Below are 21,457 nucleotides of genomic sequence, written 5' to 3' on the forward strand. Positions count from 1 at the left end.
GCACCCCGCGCCCCTCGCATACTGCGCCCGCCCGCCCGCCGCCCGCCGGACCTGTTCCCCCGCGGGCCCGCTCACCGATGGGTCACTTCCTGAGCCACAAACCGCCCGAAACGCCTCAGAAAGTGACTCATCGGCGGCTGAGTTGGCGGCGCAGGTGGCCGAGGGCTCGGGTCGGATCGCGGAGATCGGCGGCGGTCCAGGTGTGGATGAGCCAGTTGTGCGCTTCGAGGGTGCGGCGACGGGCGAGGTCGCGCGTCCAGGTGCGGCGGTCGGTCCGGTGGATGTCGCCGTCGTACTCGATAGCGAGGCGGGCGTCGGGGTAGCTCAGGTCCGGGATGGCCAGGATGCGCTGGCGGTCGAGGATCGGGCGGTTGACCTCGGGTTCGGGGAGCCCGGCGTCTCTCAGCAGGAGGCGGAGTCGGGTCTCCTGACATGAGTCCGTGCGGGCGCGAATCAGCGGGAGCGCTGCGCGAAGGCGTCGCAGACCCCTCGTGCCGGCGGGCACCTCTCCCTGGGCTAGCGTGAGGAAGTCGATCCGGGATACCGGGCGGCTCCGGCGCAGTAACGCGTCCCCGAGGACGACGAGTTCGGTCACGGTCAGCTCATCCGCGAGATCGATCCAGGTGCGTTCGGGCGAGATGACGGGGCAGCCGTGTCGGGTGCGTGTGGCCGGGTGAGGGTTGACCCTCGTATGGGCGATCACACCGGTCCGGCGTGGACGGGCCCGGGTCCGCGGCACCTGCACGTGGATTGCCGTGGGGTGGGACAGTCCTCGCGGGTGGTCCACCCCGAACAGGTCGAGGGCGGTCGACCGGCAGAATGCGACGCCGTCCGGGAGAACGGGGAGTAGCTCGCGGCACCGCGCTGCGATGTCCGACGGTGCTGGTCCTACGGCGCGTACCCCGCTGTGCGGGATGCGCCACGGCCCGTGCGCGATCTGCCACTCGAACATACCCGCTGCCCGAGCCTGCGCGACTGTGAATGGGGTCGCCTCCACGATCCTCTGCATCGGCCCACCTTGATGCCCGCGCGCCCCGACCTACACCCCGCCGGCGCTCCCTGGGGACCGTCTCGCGCCGATGGGTCACTTTCTGAGGCGATGTGGGCGAATTGCGGCTCGGAAAGTGACCCATCGGCGTGCGGGGGTGCGAGGAGGGTCAGCGGAGGGCGGGGGTGACTTCGCGTTCGAAGAGGTTGATGGAGTCGCGGGTGTAGGCGGCGTCGGCGAAGTAGCAGATGGCGTAGGTCATGCCGAGGGCGCGCAGCTCGGTGAGCTTCTCGACGATCTGCTCCGGGGTGCCGACCAGCGGGCCGTTGCGGAACTCCTCGGCGACACCGGGGGCCTTCTCCGGGACGGTGTTGGCGTAGTGCTCCTCGATCCAGGCGATCTTGTCGTCCACCTCGGACTCGGTGGCCCCGATCACGACGTTGTAGTTGGCCGAGCGGGTGATCTCGTCGTAGTTGCGGCCGATGTCGGCGCAGTGCTGCTGGAGGACCGTCGACTTGTGCGCGAACCCGGCCGGGCTGCCGTCGAAGTTGGTGAACTGGGCGTGCTCGGCGGCGATCCGGAGGGTCTTCTTCTCACCACCACCGGCGATCCACAGCGGGGGACCGTCGACCTGGAGCGGCAGCGGGGACAGCTGGGCACCGTCGACCTGGTAGTGCGCGCCGTTCAGCGTGGCCACGCCGTCGGTCCACATCTGCTTCATGATCTGCACGCCCTCATCGAGCGCGGCGATCCGCTCCCCGGCGCGCGGGAAACCGTAGCCGTAGGCGCGCCATTCGTGCTCGTACCAGCCCGCCCCGATGCCCATCTGGACCCGGCCGCCGCTGATGATGTCCGCGGTGGTGGCGACCTTCGCGAGGTAGGCGGGGTTGCGGTAGGACATGCAGGTGCACATCTGCCCGAGCTTCACCCGGCGGGTGGTGGCGGCGTAGGCGTTGATCAGGCTCCACGCCTCGTGGGTGGCCTCACCGTTGGGTTCGGGCACCGCGTGGAAGTGGTCGTAGACCCAGATCGAGTCCCAGACGTCACCGGTGTCGGCGTGCTGGGCGAGGCCGTTCATGACGGGCCAGTGCTCGGCCGGTGCGATGCCGGTGAGGTCCTGCCGCCAACCCTGGGGGATGAAGAGTCCGAAGCGCATGGGTCGAACCTAGCCCCGCGCGCGCCGGAACGCGGTCGGACAGGATGGGGACATGATCCATGGGTACGCCGCCGCACAGATCCGGGCTGCCGAGGAGCCGCTGTTGGCCGCCGGTCGGCCGCTGATGCAGCACGCCGCGTTCGCGCTGGCCGCAGTGGTGGCGGGCGAGCTGGCCGAGCGTCGGGGGCGGGTGTCCGGGGCGTCGGTGGTGCTGCTGGTCGGGGGCGGCAACAACGGGGGTGACACGCTGCATGCGGGGGCGCTGCTGGCCGGGCGCGGCGTGGGGGTGCTGGCGTTGTGCACGACACCGCATCCGCACGCGGAGGGGCTGGCGGCCTTGAGCCGGGCCGGTGGGCGCGCGGTGCTGGTGGTTGACGGGCGGGCGCGGGACAAGGCCGCCCACGTGGCCGATCTCGGGGCCCAGGGGAGTGTGGGCGGCACCGGCACCGTGGAGGAGCTGGCCAGTGCTGCGGCCAACGCCGAGGCCGCGACGGGCGTCACCGGCACCGCGCTCGAGTCCGGGGCAGGCGGGACCCCCGTGCCCGATCAGCTTCCCCCGCTCTGGGTCGGCGACGCCGCGGCGGAGGCGGTGGCCGCTGATGTGGTGCTGGACGGCCTGCTCGGCATCGGCGGTCGGGGTGCGCCTCGGGGAGTGGCCGGGGTGCTGACCACGGTCCTGGTCCAGTCGTTGGCCGATCTGGACGACGGGCCGTGTGTCGTCGCGGTCGATGTGCCCAGCGGGCTTGGTGTGGACGACGGGGCGCTGCCCGAGGATGGCCAGGTGGTGCCCGCTCAGGTGACGGTGACCTTCGGCGGGGTGAAGGCCGGGCTGCTGCTCCCGCCGGGGGATCAGGTGGCGGGGACGGTCTGGCCGGTCGACATCGGGCTGGATCTGGACCGGGAGCAGGCCGCGGTGATCCGGCTGGATGCCGAGGACATCCCGGCGCTCTGGCCGGTGCCGGGGTCGGGGGATCACAAGTACACCCGGGGTGTGCTCGGTGTGGTGGCAGGAACGGCGATGTACCCGGGGGCGGCGGTGCTCGCGGTGACGGCTGCGGTCCGCGCCGGGGTGGGGATGATCCGCTACCAGGGTCCGGACCGGGTGGTGGATGCGGTGCTGGCGGCACGGCCCGAGGTGGTGCACGGCGATGGTCGGGTCCAGGCGTGGCTGCTCGGGCCCGGTGTCGATCCGGGGGATCGGGACCAGGCCGAGCGGGTTCGTCAGGCGGCAGACCGGGCGTTGCGCGAGGGCCAGCCGGTGGTGCTGGATGCCGGGGCGCTCGGGCTGCTGCCGGAGCGTCTGGCACCGTGGTGCGTGCTGACCCCGCATGCCGGGGAACTCGCGACCCTGCTGACGGCCCGGGGGGTGCCGGTGGACCGTGCGGGGGTGGAACGTGAGCCGCTGCGCTGGGCGCGTCGGGCGCAGGAGGTCACCGGGGCGACGGTGCTGCTGAAGGGGTCGACGACGGTGGTGGTCGGCCCGCAGGGCGCGTGCTTCAGCCAGGCGGATGCGCCGGGGTGGTTGGCGACGGCCGGGTCGGGCGATGTGCTGTCCGGGGTGCTCGGGGCGCTGCTGGCCGGGCGGGCGGACCAGGTGATCGAGGACCCGTCGGCGGCAGCGGCGCTCGCGGCTGTGGCGGCGTTGGTGCACGGGCGGGCGGCGGTGCGGGCCAATCCGGGTGGGCCGGTGGCGGCGTTGGACGTGGCAGAGGCGGTGGCCCCGACGGTGGCGGAGCTCCTGGCGGTGCGGTCGTGACGGAGCCGCCCGCCCCGACCCTGCCCACTGAGCTGTCCACCCGAGCCGAGCAACTGATCGCCTCCGGAACCCGGCGCATCCTGGGGCTGGCGGGTGCGCCCGGTGCGGGCAAGTCCACCCTGTCCGCCGCGCTGCTGGCGGCCTTCCCCGGACAGTGTGTGGTGGTCCCGATGGATGGCTTCCACCTGGCGCAGTCCGAGCTGGAACGCCTCGGGCGCGCGGACCGCAAGGGCGCACCGGACACCTTCGACGCGGCGGGGTACGTGGCGCTGCTGCGTCGACTGCGTGCGGCACAGGACACCGTGTACGCCCCGGAGTACCGGCGGGATCTGCACAACGCGGTCGCCGGCGCGATCCCGGTGCCCGCGCAGGTGCCCCTGGTGATCACGGAGGGAAACTACCTCCTGCTCGATCATCACGGCTTCGGGCCGGTGCGGGCGCTGCTGGATGAGTGTTGGTTCGTCGACCTGGACGAGGCGGTGCGGCTGGAACGGCTGACCCGGCGGCACATCGACACCGGGAAGGACCCGGAGGCGGCACGGCGGTGGGCGCTCGGGCCCGATCAGCGCAATGCCGAGCTGGTGACGGGCACGGCGGCGCTCGCGGACCGGGTGGTGCGGATGGTGTGAAGCCGAGAGGCGCGGGTGCGAAACTGTCTCGGTGAGTCTGTATCCCGCACGTGCCGTGGTCGACCTGGGGGCGATCCGCGCCAATGCGCGCACCCTGTGTCGGATCGCCGATGGTGCCGCCGTGATGGCCGTGGTGAAGGCCGACGCCTACGGGCACGGCCTGGTCCCGGTGGCCCGGGCGGCGGTCGAGGGCGGTGCCACGTGGTTGGGTGCCGCGCAGCTGACCGAGGCGTTGGCGTTGCGGGAGGCCGGGATCGACGCCCGGGTGCTGACCTGGCTGTATGCGCCGGGTGCGCCGTTGGAGCTGGCGGTGGCCGCGGACATCGATCTGGCGGTGGCCGCGCGCTGGGCGCTGGACGAGGTCGCCCAGGCTGCTCGAGCCACGGGGCGAACCGCGCGCGTGCATCTGAAGGTGGACACCGGACTGGGCCGCAACGGGCTGACCCCCGCGGAGCTGCCGCCGGTGCTGGATGCGGCGGCCCGGTTGCAGGAGCAGGGGGTGCTGCGGGTGGTCGGGATCTTCTCCCACCTGGCGTTCGCCGATACTCCGGGGCATCCGACATCGGCGCGGCAACTGGCGCTGCTGCACGACTGCGTGGCGGTAGCCCGGTCGCGGGGGGTCGAGCCGGAGCTGCGCCACCTTGCCGCGTCGGCCGCCACCCTGACCGCCCCGGAGCTGCACCTGGATCTGGTCCGGCCCGGTCTGGCGCTCTACGGAGTGAGCCCGGTGCCGCAGGTAGGCGATCCCGCGCACTTCGGGCTGGTCCCGGCGATGACCGTGGAGGCCGAGCTGGCCACGGTGAAGCGGCTGCCCGCCGGGCACGGCATGTCCTATGCGCACCACTACGTCACCTCGACCGACACCACGGTCGGTGTCGTGCCGCTGGGCTACGGCGACGGAATCCCGCGGCACGCCTCGGGGAAGGACGGGGCACCGGGCGCACCGGTGGGGGTCTCCGGTCGGGCGTTGACCATCGCGGGCCGGGTCTGCATGGACCAGTTCATGGTGGATCTGGGTCCGCAGGCCACGGAGGTAGCGGGGGACACCGTGGTGCTCTTCGGTCGGGGCGGGCCGTCCGCGGAGGACTGGGCGCGCGCGGCGGACACCATCAGCTATGAGATCGTGACCCGACTCGGGGCCAGGGTGCCCCGGGTGTACATCGATTCCGAGAAGGGCGACGCATGACCCCGCAGACGGTCGAACTCCCGGACGCCGACAGCACCCGGGCGTACGGCGAGTCCTTGGCGGCGCTGCTGCGCGCCGGTGACCTGGTGGTGCTGACCGGTGACTTGGGCGCGGGTAAGACCACGCTGACCCAGGGGATCGGCACCGGGCTGGGGGTGCGCGGCACGGTGGCCTCGCCGACGTTCATCATCGCCCGGGTGCACCCGTCATTGACCGACGGGCCGGCGCTGGTGCATGTGGACGCGTACCGGCTGGGTTCGCTGGACGAGGTCGACGCCCTGGATCTGGACACCTCGTTGGAGGAGTCGGTGACCATCGTCGAGTGGGGCGAGGGGCTGGTGGAGCAGCTGGCACAGGACCGGTTGGAGATCTCGCTGGCTCGCCCACACGGCGGTGATCCGCTGGCTGAGGACGCCTCATCCGGCACCCGACGACTGACCATCACCCCGGTGGGCGAGCGCTGGCGCGACGTCCCGCTGCCCACCGTTCCCGCCTGAGGAGAAGACCGTGCCGCTGCTTGCCCTGGACACCTCGTCCGCCGCGTCTGCCGCCGTTGTGGACGATGACGGCCGGACTCTGGCGTCCCGTTCTTCCGATGAACCGCGCCGCCATGCGGAGCTGCTGACCCCGCTGATCGAGCAGGTGCTCGTTGAGGCCGGGGTGGACCGTGCCGAACTGACCGGCATCGTGGTCGGCACCGGGCCCGCGCCCTTCACCGGCCTGCGGGTCGGTCTGGTCACCGCCCGGACCCTGGGCCTGGCGCTGGATATCCCGGTGCACGGGGTGTCGTCGCTGGATGCGCTGGCGTTGGCGGCGGTCGACCGCGGGCTGTCCGACCGGACGGACCTGGCTGAGCGCTCGGTGCTGGTCGTGACGGATGCGCGTCGCCGCGAGGTGTACTGGGCGACCTACCGCCCAGTCGTGGGTGCGGGCGCGCAGCCCTCGGTCGAGGTGCTGGCCGGTCCGGCAGTCGGACCCGCTGCGGACCTCGTGCCCGCGGAGCTGGGCGACTGCCTGGCGGTCGGTCCGGGTACTGCGCTGTACGCGGCGGAGCTGGCCGAGGTCGGGGTCGAGGTCGACTCCGACCCGCGCGCGGTCGCCGGGGTGGACAGCGCGGATCTGGCCCGGGTCGCTCAGGCCCGATTGGCGGCGGCTGTCGGCGTGCCGGAGTCCGCGGTGCTGCTGCCCACCGAACCGCTCTACCTGCGCCGCCCGGATGCGGTCCCGTCGGCGGCGGCCAAGCGGGCCTCCGCGTGACAGTGCTCCTACGACCGCTGGGGCCCGACGACCTGGACGCCCTGGAGGCGATGGAGCACACCCTGTTCGGTCCGGGTGCGTGGTCGCGGTTCGCGCTGGCGGAGGAGATCGAGGGTCCGGGGCGCTGGTACGTCGGCGCGGAGTCGACCGGTGAGCTGGTCGGCTACGCCGGGCTGTGGTTCGACGGGGTGGACGCCCAGGTGATGACGCTGGGCACCCGACCGGATGCGCAGCGGTGTGGGATCGGCCGGATGCTGCTGGACGCGTTGCTCGCCCGCGCACGGGAGCTGGGTGCGGTGTCGATGCTGCTGGAGGTGCGGGTGGACAACGAGCCCGCGCTGGAGCTGTACCGCCGGGCGGGATTCGAGCAGTTGGGCCTGCGCAAGCGGTACTACCAGCCGGAGAATGTCGACGCCTGGACGATGCGCAAGCACCTGCACGAGGGCCCGGCCACCGCAGTGCAGTGACCGGGCCCTCGTGGGTGTCAGACGGTCTGGGCGACATCCTCGAAGTCGAGCCGGGTCTGCCGCGGCCAGCTGGCCGGCATCCCGAAGTCCTCGATATCCGCCGGGGCGTGGCCGACGTTCAGCACGGCCAGTGACCGCCAGCCGGTCCCGGCGAAGAACTCCGCGTCGAGGCCGGCCGCGTCCAGTCCGGTCATCGCGCCGACCTGCAGGCCTTCGGCGCGCAGGCCGAGGATGAAGTAGCCGAGCTGCAGGAACGCATTGTCCCGGGCCATCGCCGCGCGGGCGGCCTCGTTCGGGTGCAGGTTCTCCCGCATGCCAGGCATGTGCGGGGCCAGGCGGGGCATGTTCTCGTGGAAGTCCACATCGGCGGCCACCACGATGGACAGCGGAGCACGCGCGGTCTTGGCCTTGTTGCCGTCGTTCATGTGCGCCACCAGGCGCTCGCGCCCGGCCGGGGTGCGGACCAGCAACATGCGCAGCGGCAGGGAGTTCATCGCGGTGGGGCCCCAGCGGACCACATCCCAGACGGCGCGGATCTGATCGTCGGTGACCTCGCCCTCGGCAAAGGTGTTCACCGTGCGTGCGGAGCGGAACAGGAGGTCGGTGACCTCCTCCGGCACATGCACGGAGGAGGCAGCGGTGTCAGTGGTCATGTGTGCTGAACACCTGACGGAACGTGTGGTGTTCCAGATGATTGCCGTGAGCGCCATCACATGGTCGCGGCTGCTTATCCTGTCCGCATGCCTGATGCACCCCTGGTCCTGGGGATCGAGACGTCCTGCGATGAGACCGGCGTGGCCTTGGTCCGCGCGCACCCTGATCGCAGCGAACTTCTGGTCGACACCGTCGCCTCGTCGATGGACGAGCACGCCCGGTTCGGCGGGATCATCCCGGAGATCGCGTCCCGGGCGCACCTGGAGGCGATGCTGCCGACCATCCAGCGCTCGCTGGACACTGCCGGGGTGACGTTGGCGGATATCGACGCGGTGGCGGTCACTGCTGGCCCAGGGCTGGTCGGCTCGCTCACGGTGGGTGCCGCTGCGGCCAAGGCACTGGCCTTCGGGCTGGGCAAGCCGCTGTACGGCGTGAACCACGTGATCGGGCACGCCGCGGTGGACGAGCTGGTCGACGGGCTGTTCCCGGAGCGGGTGATGGCCCTGGTGGTCTCCGGTGGGCACTCCTCGCTGCTGCTGATCGACGACGTGGTGACCGGGGTGCATGAGCTGGGCTCCACGCTGGACGATGCCGCCGGTGAGGCCTTCGACAAGGTCGGTCGTCTACTCGGGCTGCCCTACCCGGGTGGGCCGCACATCGATCGACTGGCGCGGGAGGGCAACCCGGAGGCGATCCGGTTCCCACGCGGCCTGACCGCCGCGAAGGACCAGGAGAAGCACGCCTATGACTTCTCCTTCTCCGGGCTGAAGACCGCGGTGGCCCGGTGGGTGGAGGCTCGGCGGGATGCGGGGGAGGAGATCCCGCTGGCGGATGTCTCGGCCAGCTTCGCCGCGGCGGTGGCCGATGTGCTGACTGCCAAGACCATCGCCGCGTGCCGCAGGCACGGGGTGAACACCCTGGTGATCGGCGGTGGGTTCAGCGCCAACTCCCAGCTGCGCGACATGGCCGCCGAGCGGTGCGCCGATGCCGGGATCGACCTGCGCATCCCGCCGATTCGCTACTGCACCGACAACGGCGCGATGATCGCGGCGCTGGGCGCGGCGGTGGTGCGCCGTGGCATCGCGCCCAGTGCACTCGACATCGGAGTGGACTCGGCGATGCCGCTGGAGACGGTCACCGTCTGAGCCACAGCCGCCAGATCCGGGCACCCAGTAGGAACGGCACCGTGAAGGCGACTGCGTGCAGGGCGAACCAGCCCCAACTCAGGGCCGCGCTGGTCGACAGCTCATCCGGTCCGCCGGTGTAGGTGAAGGTCGCCCCGAGCATGCCGCGCTCGACGCTCAGCGGGCCGTCGACCGCCAGGTCGCTGAGCGTGTCCAGGGTGCCGAAGCCGTAGGCCATCCCGGTGTAGAGCAGGAAGGCCAGGACGATCCCGCCCCACACCGCGCCGGTGGCCCAGCGCGGGATCGGACGGTCGTACTCGGCGAGGTAGCCCCGGGCGAGGGCGGTGGGGCTGCCGAGATCGTCGAGCGCGCGCGCCCACCCGACCTCGGCCGCAGTGGCCTTGAGTTCGCGGCGCAGCTCCCGGGTCAGTCGCCGCGACTGCGGATGGTCTTGCACGGCCCAGGAGAAGCGGGTGACGACCAGATCGCGGCGGAGGTGGTCACGCAGGGTAGTCATCAGGACTCCTTCGAGGTGCGGGCGGTGGCCAGCAGGGTGCGCACGGTCCGGTCCAGGGCGGACCAGGATTCGGCGGAGGCCCACAGGTCATCGGTGCCGTCGTCGGTGGGGCGGTAGTACTTGCGCGCAGGGCCGCTGGCGGAGGGCACCAGACGTGACTGGATCAGACCCTCGCGTTCCAACCGGTTGAGCACGGGGTACACGGTTCCGGTCGTCAGCTCGGTGAGGCCTGCGTCACGCAGCCGGTCCACCAATTGGTAGCCGTAGGACTCCTGCTCGGTGAGGGCGGCCAGCACCACCATGGGCAGCACGCCCTTGAGGAGTTGGCTGTCGCGGGAAGCGGGCATGCCGATGAGGGTAATGCCTGCTATTAGGTATTGCCAACTAGTGACCTACAGCGGCCGCCCGGCTCGCATCTCGGCCACCAGCGAGGCCACCACAGCGTCCAGCTCGCCCCCGTGCCGCCGGGCCACCGCGCGCTGGCGCTGGTAGGACGCGCCCTTGCGCAGGATCACCCGCACGGAGTCCAGCTCCTGAGCGCAGCCGAGGCGCTCGGCCACCGGGGCCAGCTCGGTCAGCAAGCGGGCGACGGCATCCGTGACCAGCTCCTCATCACCGGCGGCGTTGGTGATGATGATCGCGTCCATGCCGTATCGGGCCGAGCGCCACTTGTTCTCCTGCGCGAACCACGGCGGGATGGTCGGCAGGGGGTGGCCGCCATCCAGCAGGGTGGAGAAGTGCTCGACCAGGCAGTGCGTCAGTGCGGCCAGCGCGGTGACCTCCATCAGGGTGGGGGAGCCGTCGCAGATCCGAGCCTCGATGGTGCCGAAGCGTGGCGAGGGGCGGACGTCCCAGCGCACCTCGTCGAAGGCGTCGATCACCCCGGTGTGCAGCATGTCCCCGACATAGGCCTCCAGCTCGGACCACTGCTCGAACTGGAACGGCAGCCCCGCGGTGGGGAGCTGCTGGAACATCAGCGCCCGGTTGGAGGCATAGCCGGTGTCCTTGCCGCCCCAGAACGGACTGGACGCGGACAGGCTCTGCAGATGGGCGAAGGTGGTCAGCAATGCCCGGGAGATCGGCAGCACCTTGGCGCGGTCCTCGACGCCGACATGGACGTGCACGCCGTAGATCAGCATCTGCCGACCCCACCACTGGGTGCGGTCGATCAGGGTGGCGTAGCGCTGCTTGTCGGTGACCTTCTGCTGTGCCCACCGCGCGAAGGGGTGGGTGCCGGCGCTCATCAGCTCCACCCGCAGCGGCTCGGTGAGCTCGCGCACCCGGTCGACCGCGCGGGACAGGTCGGCCCCGGCTTCCCCCACGGTGCGGCACACACCGGAGACGACCTCGACGGTGTTGAGCAGCAACTCCTGCTTGATCGCCGGATCGTCATCGCCGACGGCGTCCAGCACGGTGCGTGCGACCTGGCGCAGATCGCCGGAGTCAGCGTCCACCAGGGCAAGCTCCCACTCGATCCCGACCGTCGAGCGGGCCGAACGGGCAAAGTCCAACCGGGCCGGGGTGGCCATCAGCCGACCGGCTCGACCACCAGCACCTGCTGCTGCCCGGCGACGCGGGTCAGCACCAGGGTGGCCTCCGCGTCACCGCGCAGGTCGAGCTGGCGGCGCAGCTGCTCCGGGACCACTGCGGTGCCCCGCTTCTTGATCGTGACGACGCCGACACCGCGTTCGCGCAGGTAGGCCTTGAGGCGCTTGAGCCCGAAGGGCATCCGGTCGAGCACCCGGTACGGGGTGGCGAAAGGTGTGGGGTGCAAGGGGTCGGCGGTCACATAGGCGATGGTGGGGTCCAGCAGCCGACCGCGCACCTCGGCGGCGACCTCCGCCACCAGGCCGGCCCGGATCACCGCGCCATCCGGCTCGTACAGGTAGTCGCCCACCGCGCCGGCCTCGGCCCGCGCACCGGTGTCGCGCAGCTGCACCGCATCGCCATCGGCGGTCAGCAGCAGCGCGGAGCGCCCGGGGCCGTTCGCGGCGAGCGGTCCGAACCACAGGCCGAGCTCCACGACGTCCCCGGCCACGGACACCCACTGCGCCTCGGCCTCGGGGGGCAGTGCCGCATGGGGGACACCGGGGCCGAGCTTCATGCCCAGCGCCGGGACCCGCGCACGCAGCGCGAGCACGTCGTCCAGCGGCGGGCTGTAGGCGGCCGGATCGTGCCGGCGTGCGCCGGAGCCGCTGCGCCGGGCCGGATCGGCGTAGATCCCGTCGATGCCCTCGGCGGCGAAGTCCACGCGCAGACCGTCGCCGTGCCGGACCTCGGCCTCCGGGAAGTGCCGCAGATTCACCGTCGCCAGGGCCGCTGTGGTCTCGTCGGCGTCCACCGCCAGGACGGGCAGCCCCACCCCGGCCAGGGTGATCGCATCCGCGCCGAGCCCGCAGGTGATGTCGGCGACCTTCCGCACACCCGCTGCCCGGTACCGGCGGGCGTGCCGGGCTGCGACGACCAGGCGAGTGGCCTGCTCCAACCCGGCGGGGGTGAACAGCATCCCGTCGGCGAACTCGCCGAGTTTGTCGTGCGCCTTGGCGCGCAGTCGGGACTGGGTGAGCGCCGCGGCGACCAGATCCGCATCGAACCCGTCCTTGCGCAACCGCTCGGACAGGGCCATCGCGCGGTCCGGGTCATAGGGCGGGAGCGCGGACAGCAGTGCCCACCCCTCGGGGCTGAGCAGCTGGGCGAGGCCGGCAGAGTCCATCCGGCGATCCTCGCACGCGGCGGACTCTGGCACTCGCCTTGACCGAGTGCTAACCGGTTCCTACAGTGACCGTGGGCACTTTCCCGGTGGGGGAGTGCCGAGCCCGTACGACTGCCGGCACCCGCGACGACGGCCGGTCGTTCGGTTTTCTTGTACAGGCAACTCACAAGCGAGAAGGGGAGGTCCGCCGTGTCGGTCTCCATCAAGCCGCTCGAGGACCGGATCGTCGTCAAGACGCTCGAGGCGGAGCAGACCACCGCCTCCGGTCTGGTCATTCCGGACAGCGCCAAGGAGAAGCCCCAGGAGGGCGAGGTCCTGGCGATCGGTCCGGGTCGGATCGACGACAAGGGCAACCGCGTGCCCGTCGACGTCGCTGTCGGTGACAAGGTCATCTACAGCAAGTACGGCGGCACCGAGGTGAAGTACGACGGTGAGGAGTACCTGATCCTCTCCGCCCGCGACATCCTGGCGGTCGTCACCAAGTGACGTCCCGCTGAAAGGCCCCCTCCGGTTCACCGGAGGGGGCCTTTGTCATGCGGCGGCCCGGACACGCAACGAGGGCCCGGACGGTCTCGCACCGTCCGGGCCCTCGTCGGGTGACGACGGCGGACCGTCGCGGTATCGCACCGCGGACCGTCGCCGTCGAGTTCTGGGGGGTTACACCGCGGCGCTGCGCCCGGCACGCTCGGCCAGGACGGCGGTGCGCTCGTCCTCGCTCAGACCGCCCCACACGCCGTAGGGCTCACGGACGGCCAGCGACTGCTCGCGGCACTCGTTCAGCACCGGGCAGGTGGCGCAGATGGCCTTGGCGGCCTCGGCCCGGCGGCGGCGGGCGGCACCGCGCTCGCCCTCGGGGTGGAAGAACAGGTTCTCGTCGGCGTCGCGGCAGGCGCCCTGGTACTGCCACTCCCAGAGTTCCATCACGGGTCCCGGAAGACGGGAGATCTCAGCCATAGGTCGCTCCTGAGCGGTGGTGGTTCGGGGTTCACCCACGAACGGTTCGGCACCGATTCAGGACCTGTCCGGTTCGCGGTGTTACGGACAGTACAACCGATTCGAAAGTCGTTCAACCCTCGTCTCCAGAGGGAGAGGTGCTGGTCAGCTGGCGCGGTTCGTGAAACGGTTCGGTGGTCTCGGTTGGAAACCGCGCCAGTGCGCGGGCAGAATCACTGCGACGTAGCGCAACCCCTGGCGCGAACAAGGACTGAACCTGATGCAGAACGGCGACGAGCCGGATGCCCTCCCGGAGGGCGCAACCCTGACCCCCGCAGCGGTGGCCCGACGATTGGGCATCGCCGCCGCGACCCTGCGCACCTGGGACCGTCGCTACGGGCTCGGCCCCTCCGAGCACACCGCCGGCGCGCACCGGCGGTACACCGCCGCTGATGTGGCCCGACTGTCGGCGATGCGAGCCCTCACTCTGGACGGGGTCGCCCCCGCCGAGGCCGCCCGCCTGGCCCGTGACGGCGCGACCGCCGGTCGTCACCTGATGGTGGTGCCAGACCCGGTGCCCTCGGTTGAGGATGCGTCGATCCGCGCAGCGGAGCCGGTGGTGGCCACCCCGACCGCCGTGATCGACGCTGCCCTGCGCGGCGATTCGACGGCAGTTCGCGCGCTGCTCCAACCCGGCGAGGACCTGTCCCGGTGGTGGTCGGAGCTGATCACCCCCGCCCGTGCCGGGATCGCCGCCCGCACGCTGCTGGCCCGACCAGGTGACGAGCCGGACGAGCTGGTGGTGGCCGCGACCCTGGCAGCGCTGCGCGACCGGTTCAGTCGGGTGCCACGGCATCCGTCCCGCCGGCGGGTGGTGTTGCTGTTCACTCCGCCCGACGAGCCCCGCCCGCTCGAACTGCACGTGCTGGCCGCCGCCCTGGCCGATCACAGCCTGGACGCGCGCGTGGTCACCGGTCCGGCGGGCCAGACCCGGCTCGGGGAGATCGTCACCATGACCAGCCCGTCAGCAGCGGTGCTGATGTCCGAACGTGACGACCCGGATCTGTCCGTGGTGGCCGGGCTGGCTGAGCAGCATCCGGACCTGAACCAGTTTGTGATGGTGCCCGACGCGGCGGTCGCCAGCGTTCCCCTGCACCACGGTGTGCAGCGCGTGCGGTCCTTCGCCGGGGTATTGCACGAGGTCGTGGCGGTCGCGGAGGGAGCATCCGGCCTCGCTCGATGAGCGGACGCGGCCCCCTGCCGCTAACGTCCGGTCGAATCTGGCCGATACAGAAACCATCGACCGGACAGTCCGGTTGGCGGAAGGCGGAGGTCGATGGCGGGCGTCGTGGTGTGCCACGGATCCACGACGGTGCGGGAGCGCATCGTCCTCACGGCACTCGGCATCCCCGCCCTGGCCCCGGTGCGGGCGGCGGGATCGGTGGACGAGCTGATTGCTCTGGCCCGTCGAGTGCCGCCGACCATCGTCCTGCTGGACGCCCATCTGCCCTCGCCCGGTCCGGTGGAGGCGATCCGCCGTTTGCGCGCGATCCCCTCGCCGTCGACGGTGGTGATGCTGGCAGTGCCGGGTGATGAGATCGCCCTGGACCGGGCCATCGCGCTGGGCGCTCGCGGGTATCTGGCGCCGGATGTGGGCCGTGCCGAGCTGGCGGCGGTGGCTGCGCACATCTTGGCCGGACCGGGGGTGACGGATGGGCGGTCCTCGGGGGACGCCCTGACCTCGCAGCACGCGGGTCTGGCGGCTGCTGCGACCGCTGCCACCACCGCGGTGCTGACCCCGGACCTGCCCGCTCAGATGTCGGGCGTACCGGGTGAGGTGCAGCTGACCAAGCGGGAGATCGAGGTATTGGTCGGCATGAGCAACGGGCGGTCCAACGCACAGATCGGCCAGGAGCTGTACCTGTCCGAGGACACGATCAAGACCCACGCCCGTCGACTGTTCCGCAAGCTCGGTGCTGCGGATCGGGCCCAGGCGGTGGCGATCGGACTGCGGCGCGGCCTGATCCGGTGACGGGTGAGCCGAGGGCCGGGCGGATCGACCCGCGTCCGGAGCTCCCCGCACGGGGGCCTATCATCGGGGAATGACCGACCTGGGCACTCCTGGATCCGTACCCACCCACGACCCCTTCGGCTTCATCGGTCTCACCTATGACGACGTGCTGCTGCTTCCCGGCGAGACCGACGTCATCCCGAGCGAGGTCGACACCACCACCCGTCTGACCCGCGAGATCGAGCTGCGCATCCCGCTGGTGTCCGCCGCTATGGACACCGTCACCGAGTCCCGGATGGCGATCGCCCTGGCCCGTCAGGGCGGGATCGGCATCCTGCACCGCAACCTGTCCATCGCTGACCAGGCCCACCAGGTGGAGCTGGTCAAGCGCTCGGAGTCGGGCATGGTCTCCGACCCGGTGACCGTCGGCCCGGACGCCACCCTCGCCGAGTTGGACGCGCTGTGCGGCAAGTACCGGGTCTCCGGTCTGCCCGTGGTCGACGCCGACGACACCCTGTTGGGCATCATCACCAACCGTGACCTGCGGTTCGTGCCGGGTGAGGAGTTCACCACCCGCACCGTCCGCGAGGTGATGACCAGTCAGCCGTTGATCACCGGTCCGGTCGGGATCGCCCGAGAGGACGCCGCTGCGCTGCTGGCCAAGCACAAGGTGGAGAAGCTGCCCCTGGTGGACGGCTCCGGCCGACTGCGCGGGCTGATCACCGTCAAGGACTTTGTGAAGTCCGAGCAGTACCCGCTGGCGACCAAGGATGCCTCCGGCCGTCTCTCGGTCGGTGCGGCGGTCGGATTCTTCGGGGATGCCTGGGACCGGGTGACCGCGCTGGTGGAAGCCGGGGTGGACGTGCTGGTGGTGGACACCGCCAATGGGCACGCCCGGCTGATGCTGGACATGGTGCGTCGGATCAAGTCCGACCCGGCGACCAAGCACGTGCAGGTCATCGGCGGCAACATCGCCACCCGCGAGGGCGCGCAGGCGCTGGTCGACGCCGGGGTGGACGCGGTGAAGGTCGGGGTCGGCCCCGGCTCGATCTGCACCACCCGCGTCGTCGCCGGTGTCGGTGTGCCGCAGGTGACGGCGGTGTACCAGGCCGCGTTGGCCGCCAAGCCCGCCGGGGTGCCGGTGATCGCCGACGGTGGTTTGCAGTACTCCGGTGACATCGCTAAGGCGCTGGTGGCAGGGGCGGACTCGGTGATGATCGGTGGCCTGATCGCCGGCTGTGACGAGTCCCCGGGTGACCTGGTGTTCGTCAACGGCAAGCAGTTCAAGCGCTACCGGGGGATGGCCTCGCTGGGGGCGATGCAGTCCCGTGGCGACCGCCGCTCGTACTCCAAGGACCGCTACTTCCAGGGTGATCTGAACGACGACGAGATCATCACTGAGGGCATCGAGGGCCAGGTGCCCTACCGCGGCCCGCTCGCCGCGGTGGCGCACCAGCTGGTCGGTGGCCTGCACCAGTCGATGTTCTACGTCGGCGCGCGGACCATGCCGGAGCTGCAGGAGCGCGGCAAGTTCGTCCGGATCACCCCGGCCGGGCTGAAGGAGTCGCACCCGCACGACGTGCAGATGGTGGCCGAGGCGCCGAACTACAGCGCCCGCTGATCCTGATGACGAAGGGCCCCTCGCATGTCGCGGGGGCCCTTCGTCATGGTCGCGTCAGTCCCGGAAGGTCTCGATCTGCGCGCCCAGCTCCATCAGCCGCTCCTGCAACTGCTCGTAGCCGCGGGCGATGATGTCGACGTCGCGCAGCACGCTGGTGCCCTTGGCGGCGAGCATGCTGAGCAGGATCACGACCGCGGGGCGCAGGGCCGGCGGGCAGGAGATCTCGGCGCCGGACCAGCGGGTCGGACCGGTGATCTGGAGCCGGTGAGCGTCCAGCAGCCGCACCTGCGCGCCGAGCCGGGTCAAGTCGGTCAGGTGGATCGCCCGGCCGTCGTACACCCAGTCGTGCACCAGCGTGGTGCCCTCCGCGCAGGCGGCGATCGCCACGAAGAACGGCAGGTTGTCGATGTTCAGGCCCGGGAACGGCATCGGGTGCACGGTGTTCGCCGGGGCGCGCAGCTCGCTGGGGAAGACGGTGACGTCCACCAGGCGGGTCCGGCCGTTGCGGGCGGTGTACTCCCCGGACAACTGGTAGCGCAGGCCCATCTCGGCCAGCGTGGCCAGCTCGATCTCCATGAACTCGATCGGCACCCGGCCCACGGTGATCTCCGATCCGGTCACGATGCCCGCGGTGAGCAGGCTCATCGCCTCCACCGGGTCTTCCGAGACCGCGTACTCCACCTCGGCGTCGATCTCGGACTTGCCGTGCACCCGCAGGGTGGTGGTGCCGATGCCCTCGATCCGGACGCCGAGCAGCTCCAGGTAGAAGCACAGGTCCTGGACCATGTAGTTCGGGGAGGCGTTGCGGATGATGGTCAGACCGTCCCGGCGGGCGGCGGCCATCAGCGCGTTCTCGGTGACGGTGTCGCCGCGCTCGGTGAGGACGACCTGCAGGTCGGTGCTGCCCGGGTCGGCGACCTTCGCGTGGTAGCGGCTGTTGGTGGCGGTCACGGTCAGACCGAAGGGGCGCAGGGCGATCATGTGCGGCTCGACGGTGCGCGAGCCCAGGTCGCAGCCACCGGCGTAAGGCAGCTTGAAGTCGTCGTACTGGCTGAGCAGCGGACCGAAGAACATGATGATCGACCGGGTCCGGACCGCCGCGTCGACGTCGATGGCATCCAGGTTGAGGTCCTTCGGGACGACGATCTCCAGGTCGCGACCGTCGCCGGACCAGGTGGCCTTCACGCCGATGGAGCGCAGCACCTCCACGATCCGGTCGACCTCCACGATCCGGGCCACGTTGCGCAGCCGGGTGGTGCCCCGGTTGAGCAGACTCGCGCACAGCAGCGCGACCGCGCCGTTCTTGGAGGTGTTGACCTCGATCCGGCCGGAGAGTTGCTGCCCGCCGGTCACACGCAGGTGGGTGCGCTGGGGTCCGCCGACGGTGACGATGGGGGAGTCCAGCGCCGCGCCGATCCGGGTGAGCATGTCCAGGCTGAGGTTCTGGGTGCCCTGCTCGATCCGGTGGACCGCGGACTGGCTGGTGTTCAGGAGCTCCGCGAGCTGGGCCTGGGTGAGGCCCTGGTGGCGTCGGGCGGAGCGGACGAGCGAGCCGACGTGGGCCAGCTGTTCGGGCAGGGTGCGCACGGCCGGGATGGACCCGGTGGCAGGTGTGGTCGTCTGAGTCACGCGACGAACGTAACTCACAGATGAGATATCCGCGAGCGGGCATATGTGAAGATTCGACGCTCGATCGGATCCTTGCCAGTCGCAACGAACTCACATATGAGTTTCAGGCGATGAGAGTGTCCTGCACCGGCTGTCCGGCGGGTGCCGCCTGGTGGGCGGGCGGGAGCACCTCAGGGGCGGGTGGGAGCACCTCAGGGGTGTCGGCGGTCGACTGACGGGTCATCGGCACCGGCCACGCGGTGACCGCGCCCTCGCCGGTGAAGCCCTTCTCCGTCCGCCACGCGTTGAACGCCTCCGCCCACGCCCGGTGCGCGGTGACCTGGTAGTCGTGCAGCTCGCTCAACGGCAGCGCACCCAGATGCGGGAACCGGTCGACGATCCGCTCCAGCACGTCCAACGTGGCCACCACATCCACATCGGCGGTGTGCAGTTGACCGGTGTCGACCACCTGGTACACCCCGCACAGGTCGACCAGCTTGCGCTTACCCCGGCGGTAGCGGTCCTCCGCGCGGTCCAGCACCAGCGGGTCGATCACCGGTACCAGGTCACCGCCCAAGCGCTGCCCGACGGTGGGCAGACCGTGGCGTTCCAGTTCGGCCTCCAGCAGGCACAGGTCGAAGGAGGCGTTGTAGGCCACCACCGGAACCCCGTCGCGCATGGCCTGGGCGATGGCTGCGGCGATCTCCTCCAGCGCCTCGACCGGCTCGACGCCGTGCGTGCGGGCGTGCTCGGTGCTGATGCCGTGAATCGCGCTGGCCTCGGCGGGGATCGGCACACCTGGATTGATCAGCCAGGTCCGCACCTCGGTGCCCGAGCGGTCGCGGCGGACCAGCGCCGCGGTCACGATCCGGTCGTGGGACACGTCGACCCCGGTGGTCTCGGTGTCGAAGCCCAGTAGTGGGCCGTCGGTCCAGGCGGTCATGGTGCGCACTCCCTCGCTTGCCCGGCCAGCATCGCACCGGGCACCGACACCGGTGGGGAGGCGCTCCGGCAGGTCGCAGATGCGCGATCCGGTCGATCGTCGCAGGGTGGAGGGACGCAATCCGAGGAGGAGACATGGCTGATCTGACCGGCAAGACGGTGGCATTCCTGACCAGCGAGCATGGCATTGAGGAGGCCGAGCTGACCACGCCGTGGCAGGCGGTGCAGGAGGCGGGCGGCACCCCGATCCTGGTCTCCGCCGAGTCCGGCACCGTCAGCGCGGTGAACCACGACCTCGATCCGGGCGGCAGCTACCCAGTGGATCGCACGGTGGACCAGGTGGACGTCGCCGAGCTGGCTGCGCTGGTGATCCCCGGTGGCACGGTCAACGCGGACACCTTGCGCACCCAGTCCGCGTCGGTGGCGTTGGTCAAGGACGTGTTGGCCGCGGGCATCCCGGTGGCGGCGATCTGCCACGGACCCTGGACGCTGATCGAGGCCGGAGTGGTGGACGGGGTGACGCTGACCTCCTATCCGAGTCTGGCCACTGATCTGCGCAATGCCGGGGCGACGTGGGTGGACCAGGAGCTGGTGCGCAGCGAGGTCGGCACCACCACGGTGCTCACCTCCCGCAACCCGGACGACCTGCCCGTGTTCTCCGCCGCAGTGGTGGAAGCCGCCGCGGGAAGCTGAGGCACCGGTAGCCTGACCTGGTGAGCAACGAGATCGAGATCGGCCGCGGCAAGCGCGCCCGCCGCGCGTACTCCTTCGACGACATCGCGGTGGTGCCCTCCCGGCGCACCCGCGACCCGGAGGAGGTCTCGGTCAGCTGGCAGATCGACGCCTACCACTTCGATCTGCCGGTGCTGGCCGCGCCGATGGACTCCGTGATGAGCCCCGCCACCGCCGTGGCACTCGGCCGGGCCGGGGGGCTGGGCGTGCTGGACCTCGAGGGGCTGTGGACCCGGTACGAGGACCCGGAGCCGCTGCTGGCCGAGATCACTCAACTCGACCCGGCTGAGGCCACCGCGCGGATGCAGCAGATCTACGCCGCCCCCATCGACCCGGAACTGATCCGCCTCCGGCTTGGTCAGATCCGGGAGGCCGGGGTCACCGTCGCTGGGGCGCTGTCCCCGCAACGGACCCAGGAGTTCTGGAAGGTCGTGGTCGACGCCGGGGTGGACCTGTTCGTCATCCGGGGCACCACCGTCTCCGCCGAGCACGTCTCCGGCCGGGCCGAGCCGCTGAACCTCAAGCGGTTCATCTACGAGCTGGATGTGCCGGTGATCGTCGGCGGTGCCTCGACGTACACCGCGGCGCTGCACCTGATGCGGACCGGGGCGGCGGGCGTGCTGGTCGGCTTCGGCGGCGGGGCCGCACACACCACCCGCACCACGCTGGGCATCCACGCCCCGATGGCCACCGCGCTGGCCGATGTGGCCGCGGCCCGTCGGGACTACCTGGACGAGTCGGGCGGCCGCTACGTGCACGTGATCGCCGATGGTGGCGTGGGGCGCTCCGGTGACCTGGTCCGCGCGATCGCCTGTGGTGCGGACGCGGTGATGCTCGGGGCCGCGCTGGCCCGGGCGTCGGATGCGCCGGGCGCCGGCTGGCACTGGGGCTCCGAGGCACACCACCCGCATCTGCCGCGCGGTGAGCGAGTCCGGGTCGGTCAAGTCGGCAGCCTGGATGAAGTGCTGTTCGGGCCGGGGAAGACCGCCGATGGCACGTTGAACCTGATCGGCGCGCTGCGCCGCGCGATGGCCACCACGGGGTACTCCGACCTCAAGGAGTTCCAGCGGGTGGAGTTGGTCGTCTCGCCGTACCAGCCGCGCTGAGCTGTCACCGACGGCCGCCCCGCCTGTGCGGGGCGGCCGTCGCGCTGTCTGGGGCCG

23 protein-coding genes are annotated in these 21,457 nt (G+C 71.2%); 13 read left to right on the top strand and 10 right to left on the bottom strand.

Features of this window, described 5'->3' with window-relative positions; all coding sequences use genetic code 11:
- Positions 1-127: 127 nt before the first annotated feature.
- A complete protein-coding gene (locus tag AB0N78_RS04770; protein ID WP_363386439.1) occupies positions 128-595 on the bottom strand; it encodes a hypothetical protein in 468 nt (155 codons plus the stop codon).
- Positions 596-1,157: 562 nt separating this feature from the next.
- A complete protein-coding gene (locus AB0N78_RS04775) occupies positions 1,158-2,144 on the bottom strand; it encodes an LLM class F420-dependent oxidoreductase (RefSeq protein WP_363386441.1) in 987 nt (328 codons plus the stop codon).
- Positions 2,145-2,196: 52 nt separating this feature from the next.
- Between AB0N78_RS04775 and AB0N78_RS04780 the strand changes: the two genes are divergently transcribed.
- Genes AB0N78_RS04780 through rimI form a run of 6 tightly spaced genes read left to right on the top strand, consistent with a single transcriptional unit; the run spans position 2,197 to position 7,439 of the window.
- Complete coding sequence (locus tag AB0N78_RS04780) at positions 2,197-3,900, top strand: NAD(P)H-hydrate dehydratase (protein WP_363386443.1); 1,704 nt, start codon at positions 2,197-2,199, stop codon at positions 3,898-3,900.
- Positions 3,897-4,529 (top strand): nucleoside/nucleotide kinase family protein, encoded by a 633-nt coding sequence (locus tag AB0N78_RS04785; protein ID WP_363386445.1) that lies wholly within the window; start codon positions 3,897-3,899, stop codon positions 4,527-4,529. Before AB0N78_RS04780 ends, AB0N78_RS04785 begins: the two co-directional genes overlap by 4 nt.
- 31 nt (positions 4,530-4,560) lie before the next feature.
- A complete protein-coding gene (gene alr / locus AB0N78_RS04790) occupies positions 4,561-5,715 on the top strand; it encodes an alanine racemase (protein ID WP_363386447.1) in 1,155 nt (384 codons plus the stop codon).
- Positions 5,712-6,212, top strand: a complete 501-nt coding sequence (gene tsaE / locus AB0N78_RS04795; RefSeq protein ID WP_363386449.1) for a tRNA (adenosine(37)-N6)-threonylcarbamoyltransferase complex ATPase subunit type 1 TsaE — start codon at positions 5,712-5,714, stop codon at positions 6,210-6,212. The genes alr and tsaE overlap by 4 nt, the downstream gene beginning before the upstream one ends.
- A 10-nt stretch (positions 6,213-6,222) precedes the next feature.
- Positions 6,223-6,972, top strand: coding sequence for a tRNA (adenosine(37)-N6)-threonylcarbamoyltransferase complex dimerization subunit type 1 TsaB (gene tsaB, locus AB0N78_RS04800; protein ID WP_363386451.1), 750 nt, complete (start codon positions 6,223-6,225; stop codon positions 6,970-6,972).
- Positions 6,969-7,439: a ribosomal protein S18-alanine N-acetyltransferase gene (rimI, locus tag AB0N78_RS04805; protein WP_363386453.1), complete on the top strand. Its 471-nt coding sequence runs from the start codon at positions 6,969-6,971 to the stop codon at positions 7,437-7,439. The genes tsaB and rimI overlap by 4 nt, the downstream gene beginning before the upstream one ends.
- Positions 7,440-7,456: 17 nt before the next feature.
- Here rimI and AB0N78_RS04810 read toward each other — a convergent pair whose 3' ends face one another.
- Positions 7,457-8,092 (bottom strand): malonic semialdehyde reductase, encoded by a 636-nt coding sequence (locus AB0N78_RS04810; protein ID WP_363386455.1) that lies wholly within the window; start codon positions 8,090-8,092, stop codon positions 7,457-7,459.
- 87 nt (positions 8,093-8,179) lie between these two features.
- Here AB0N78_RS04810 and tsaD point away from each other — a divergent pair, with 87 nt between their 5' ends.
- Positions 8,180-9,238 (top strand): tRNA (adenosine(37)-N6)-threonylcarbamoyltransferase complex transferase subunit TsaD, encoded by a 1,059-nt coding sequence (gene tsaD / locus AB0N78_RS04815; RefSeq protein ID WP_363386457.1) that lies wholly within the window; start codon positions 8,180-8,182, stop codon positions 9,236-9,238.
- Here tsaD and AB0N78_RS04820 read toward each other — a convergent pair.
- The 4 genes from AB0N78_RS04820 to AB0N78_RS04835 are packed head-to-tail and all read right to left on the bottom strand — an operon-like array spanning position 9,228 to position 12,447.
- Entirely contained in the window at positions 9,228-9,734 is a 507-nt protein-coding gene (locus AB0N78_RS04820) for a hypothetical protein (protein WP_363386459.1), read from the bottom strand. The two genes, tsaD and AB0N78_RS04820, sit on opposite strands and share 11 nt — an antisense overlap.
- A complete protein-coding gene (locus tag AB0N78_RS04825) occupies positions 9,734-10,081 on the bottom strand; it encodes a PadR family transcriptional regulator (RefSeq protein ID WP_363386461.1) in 348 nt (115 codons plus the stop codon). The genes AB0N78_RS04820 and AB0N78_RS04825 overlap by 1 nt, the downstream gene beginning before the upstream one ends.
- A 45-nt stretch (positions 10,082-10,126) precedes the next feature.
- Entirely contained in the window at positions 10,127-11,263 is a 1,137-nt protein-coding gene (locus AB0N78_RS04830) for a glutamate--cysteine ligase (protein WP_363386463.1), read from the bottom strand.
- On the bottom strand, positions 11,263-12,447 hold the full coding sequence (locus AB0N78_RS04835) for an SAM-dependent methyltransferase (protein ID WP_363386465.1): 1,185 nt from the start codon (positions 12,445-12,447) through the stop codon (positions 11,263-11,265). Before AB0N78_RS04835 ends, AB0N78_RS04830 begins: the two co-directional genes overlap by 1 nt.
- Before the next feature lie 189 nt (positions 12,448-12,636).
- On the opposite strand from AB0N78_RS04835, the gene groES reads away from it, so the two are divergent.
- Positions 12,637-12,933, top strand: coding sequence for a co-chaperone GroES (groES, locus tag AB0N78_RS04840; RefSeq protein ID WP_363386467.1), 297 nt, complete (start codon positions 12,637-12,639; stop codon positions 12,931-12,933).
- A gap of 171 nt (positions 12,934-13,104) precedes the next feature.
- Here the strand turns inward: groES and AB0N78_RS04845 are convergent, their stop codons facing one another.
- On the bottom strand, positions 13,105-13,401 hold the full coding sequence (locus tag AB0N78_RS04845; protein ID WP_169166303.1) for a WhiB family transcriptional regulator: 297 nt from the start codon (positions 13,399-13,401) through the stop codon (positions 13,105-13,107).
- 259 nt (positions 13,402-13,660) lie between these two features.
- Between AB0N78_RS04845 and AB0N78_RS04850 the strand changes: the two genes are divergently transcribed.
- The 3 genes from AB0N78_RS04850 (at position 13,661) to guaB (ending at position 17,012) form a co-directional block, all read left to right on the top strand.
- The gene (locus tag AB0N78_RS04850) at positions 13,661-14,623 is read left to right on the top strand and encodes a MerR family transcriptional regulator (RefSeq protein WP_363386469.1); all 963 of its coding nucleotides are present in this window, start codon (positions 13,661-13,663) and stop codon (positions 14,621-14,623) included.
- Positions 14,624-14,752: 129 nt separating this feature from the next.
- Positions 14,753-15,412 (top strand): response regulator transcription factor, encoded by a 660-nt coding sequence (locus AB0N78_RS04855; RefSeq protein ID WP_363386471.1) that lies wholly within the window; start codon positions 14,753-14,755, stop codon positions 15,410-15,412.
- 70 nt (positions 15,413-15,482) lie between these two features.
- Entirely contained in the window at positions 15,483-17,012 is a 1,530-nt protein-coding gene (gene guaB / locus AB0N78_RS04860) for an IMP dehydrogenase (RefSeq protein WP_363386473.1), read from the top strand.
- Positions 17,013-17,066: 54 nt separating this feature from the next.
- Here guaB and AB0N78_RS04865 read toward each other — a convergent pair whose 3' ends face one another.
- Entirely contained in the window at positions 17,067-18,641 is a 1,575-nt protein-coding gene (locus AB0N78_RS04865; RefSeq protein WP_363386475.1) for a UDP-N-acetylglucosamine 1-carboxyvinyltransferase, read from the bottom strand.
- Between the two features lie 103 nt (positions 18,642-18,744).
- The gene (locus AB0N78_RS04870) at positions 18,745-19,563 is read right to left on the bottom strand and encodes an exonuclease domain-containing protein (RefSeq protein WP_363386477.1); all 819 of its coding nucleotides are present in this window, start codon (positions 19,561-19,563) and stop codon (positions 18,745-18,747) included.
- A gap of 134 nt (positions 19,564-19,697) precedes the next feature.
- On the opposite strand from AB0N78_RS04870, the gene AB0N78_RS04875 reads away from it, so the two are divergent.
- Positions 19,698-20,255, top strand: a complete 558-nt coding sequence (locus AB0N78_RS04875; protein WP_363386479.1) for a type 1 glutamine amidotransferase domain-containing protein — start codon at positions 19,698-19,700, stop codon at positions 20,253-20,255.
- 20 nt (positions 20,256-20,275) lie between these two features.
- Positions 20,276-21,400 (top strand): GuaB3 family IMP dehydrogenase-related protein, encoded by a 1,125-nt coding sequence (locus AB0N78_RS04880; RefSeq protein WP_363386481.1) that lies wholly within the window; start codon positions 20,276-20,278, stop codon positions 21,398-21,400.
- The last annotated feature ends 57 nt before the right edge of the window (positions 21,401-21,457 follow it).

This window comes from Cellulomonas sp. NPDC089187 (assembly GCF_040685135.1).
Lineage (GTDB): Bacteria > Actinomycetota > Actinomycetes > Actinomycetales > Cellulomonadaceae > Cellulomonas.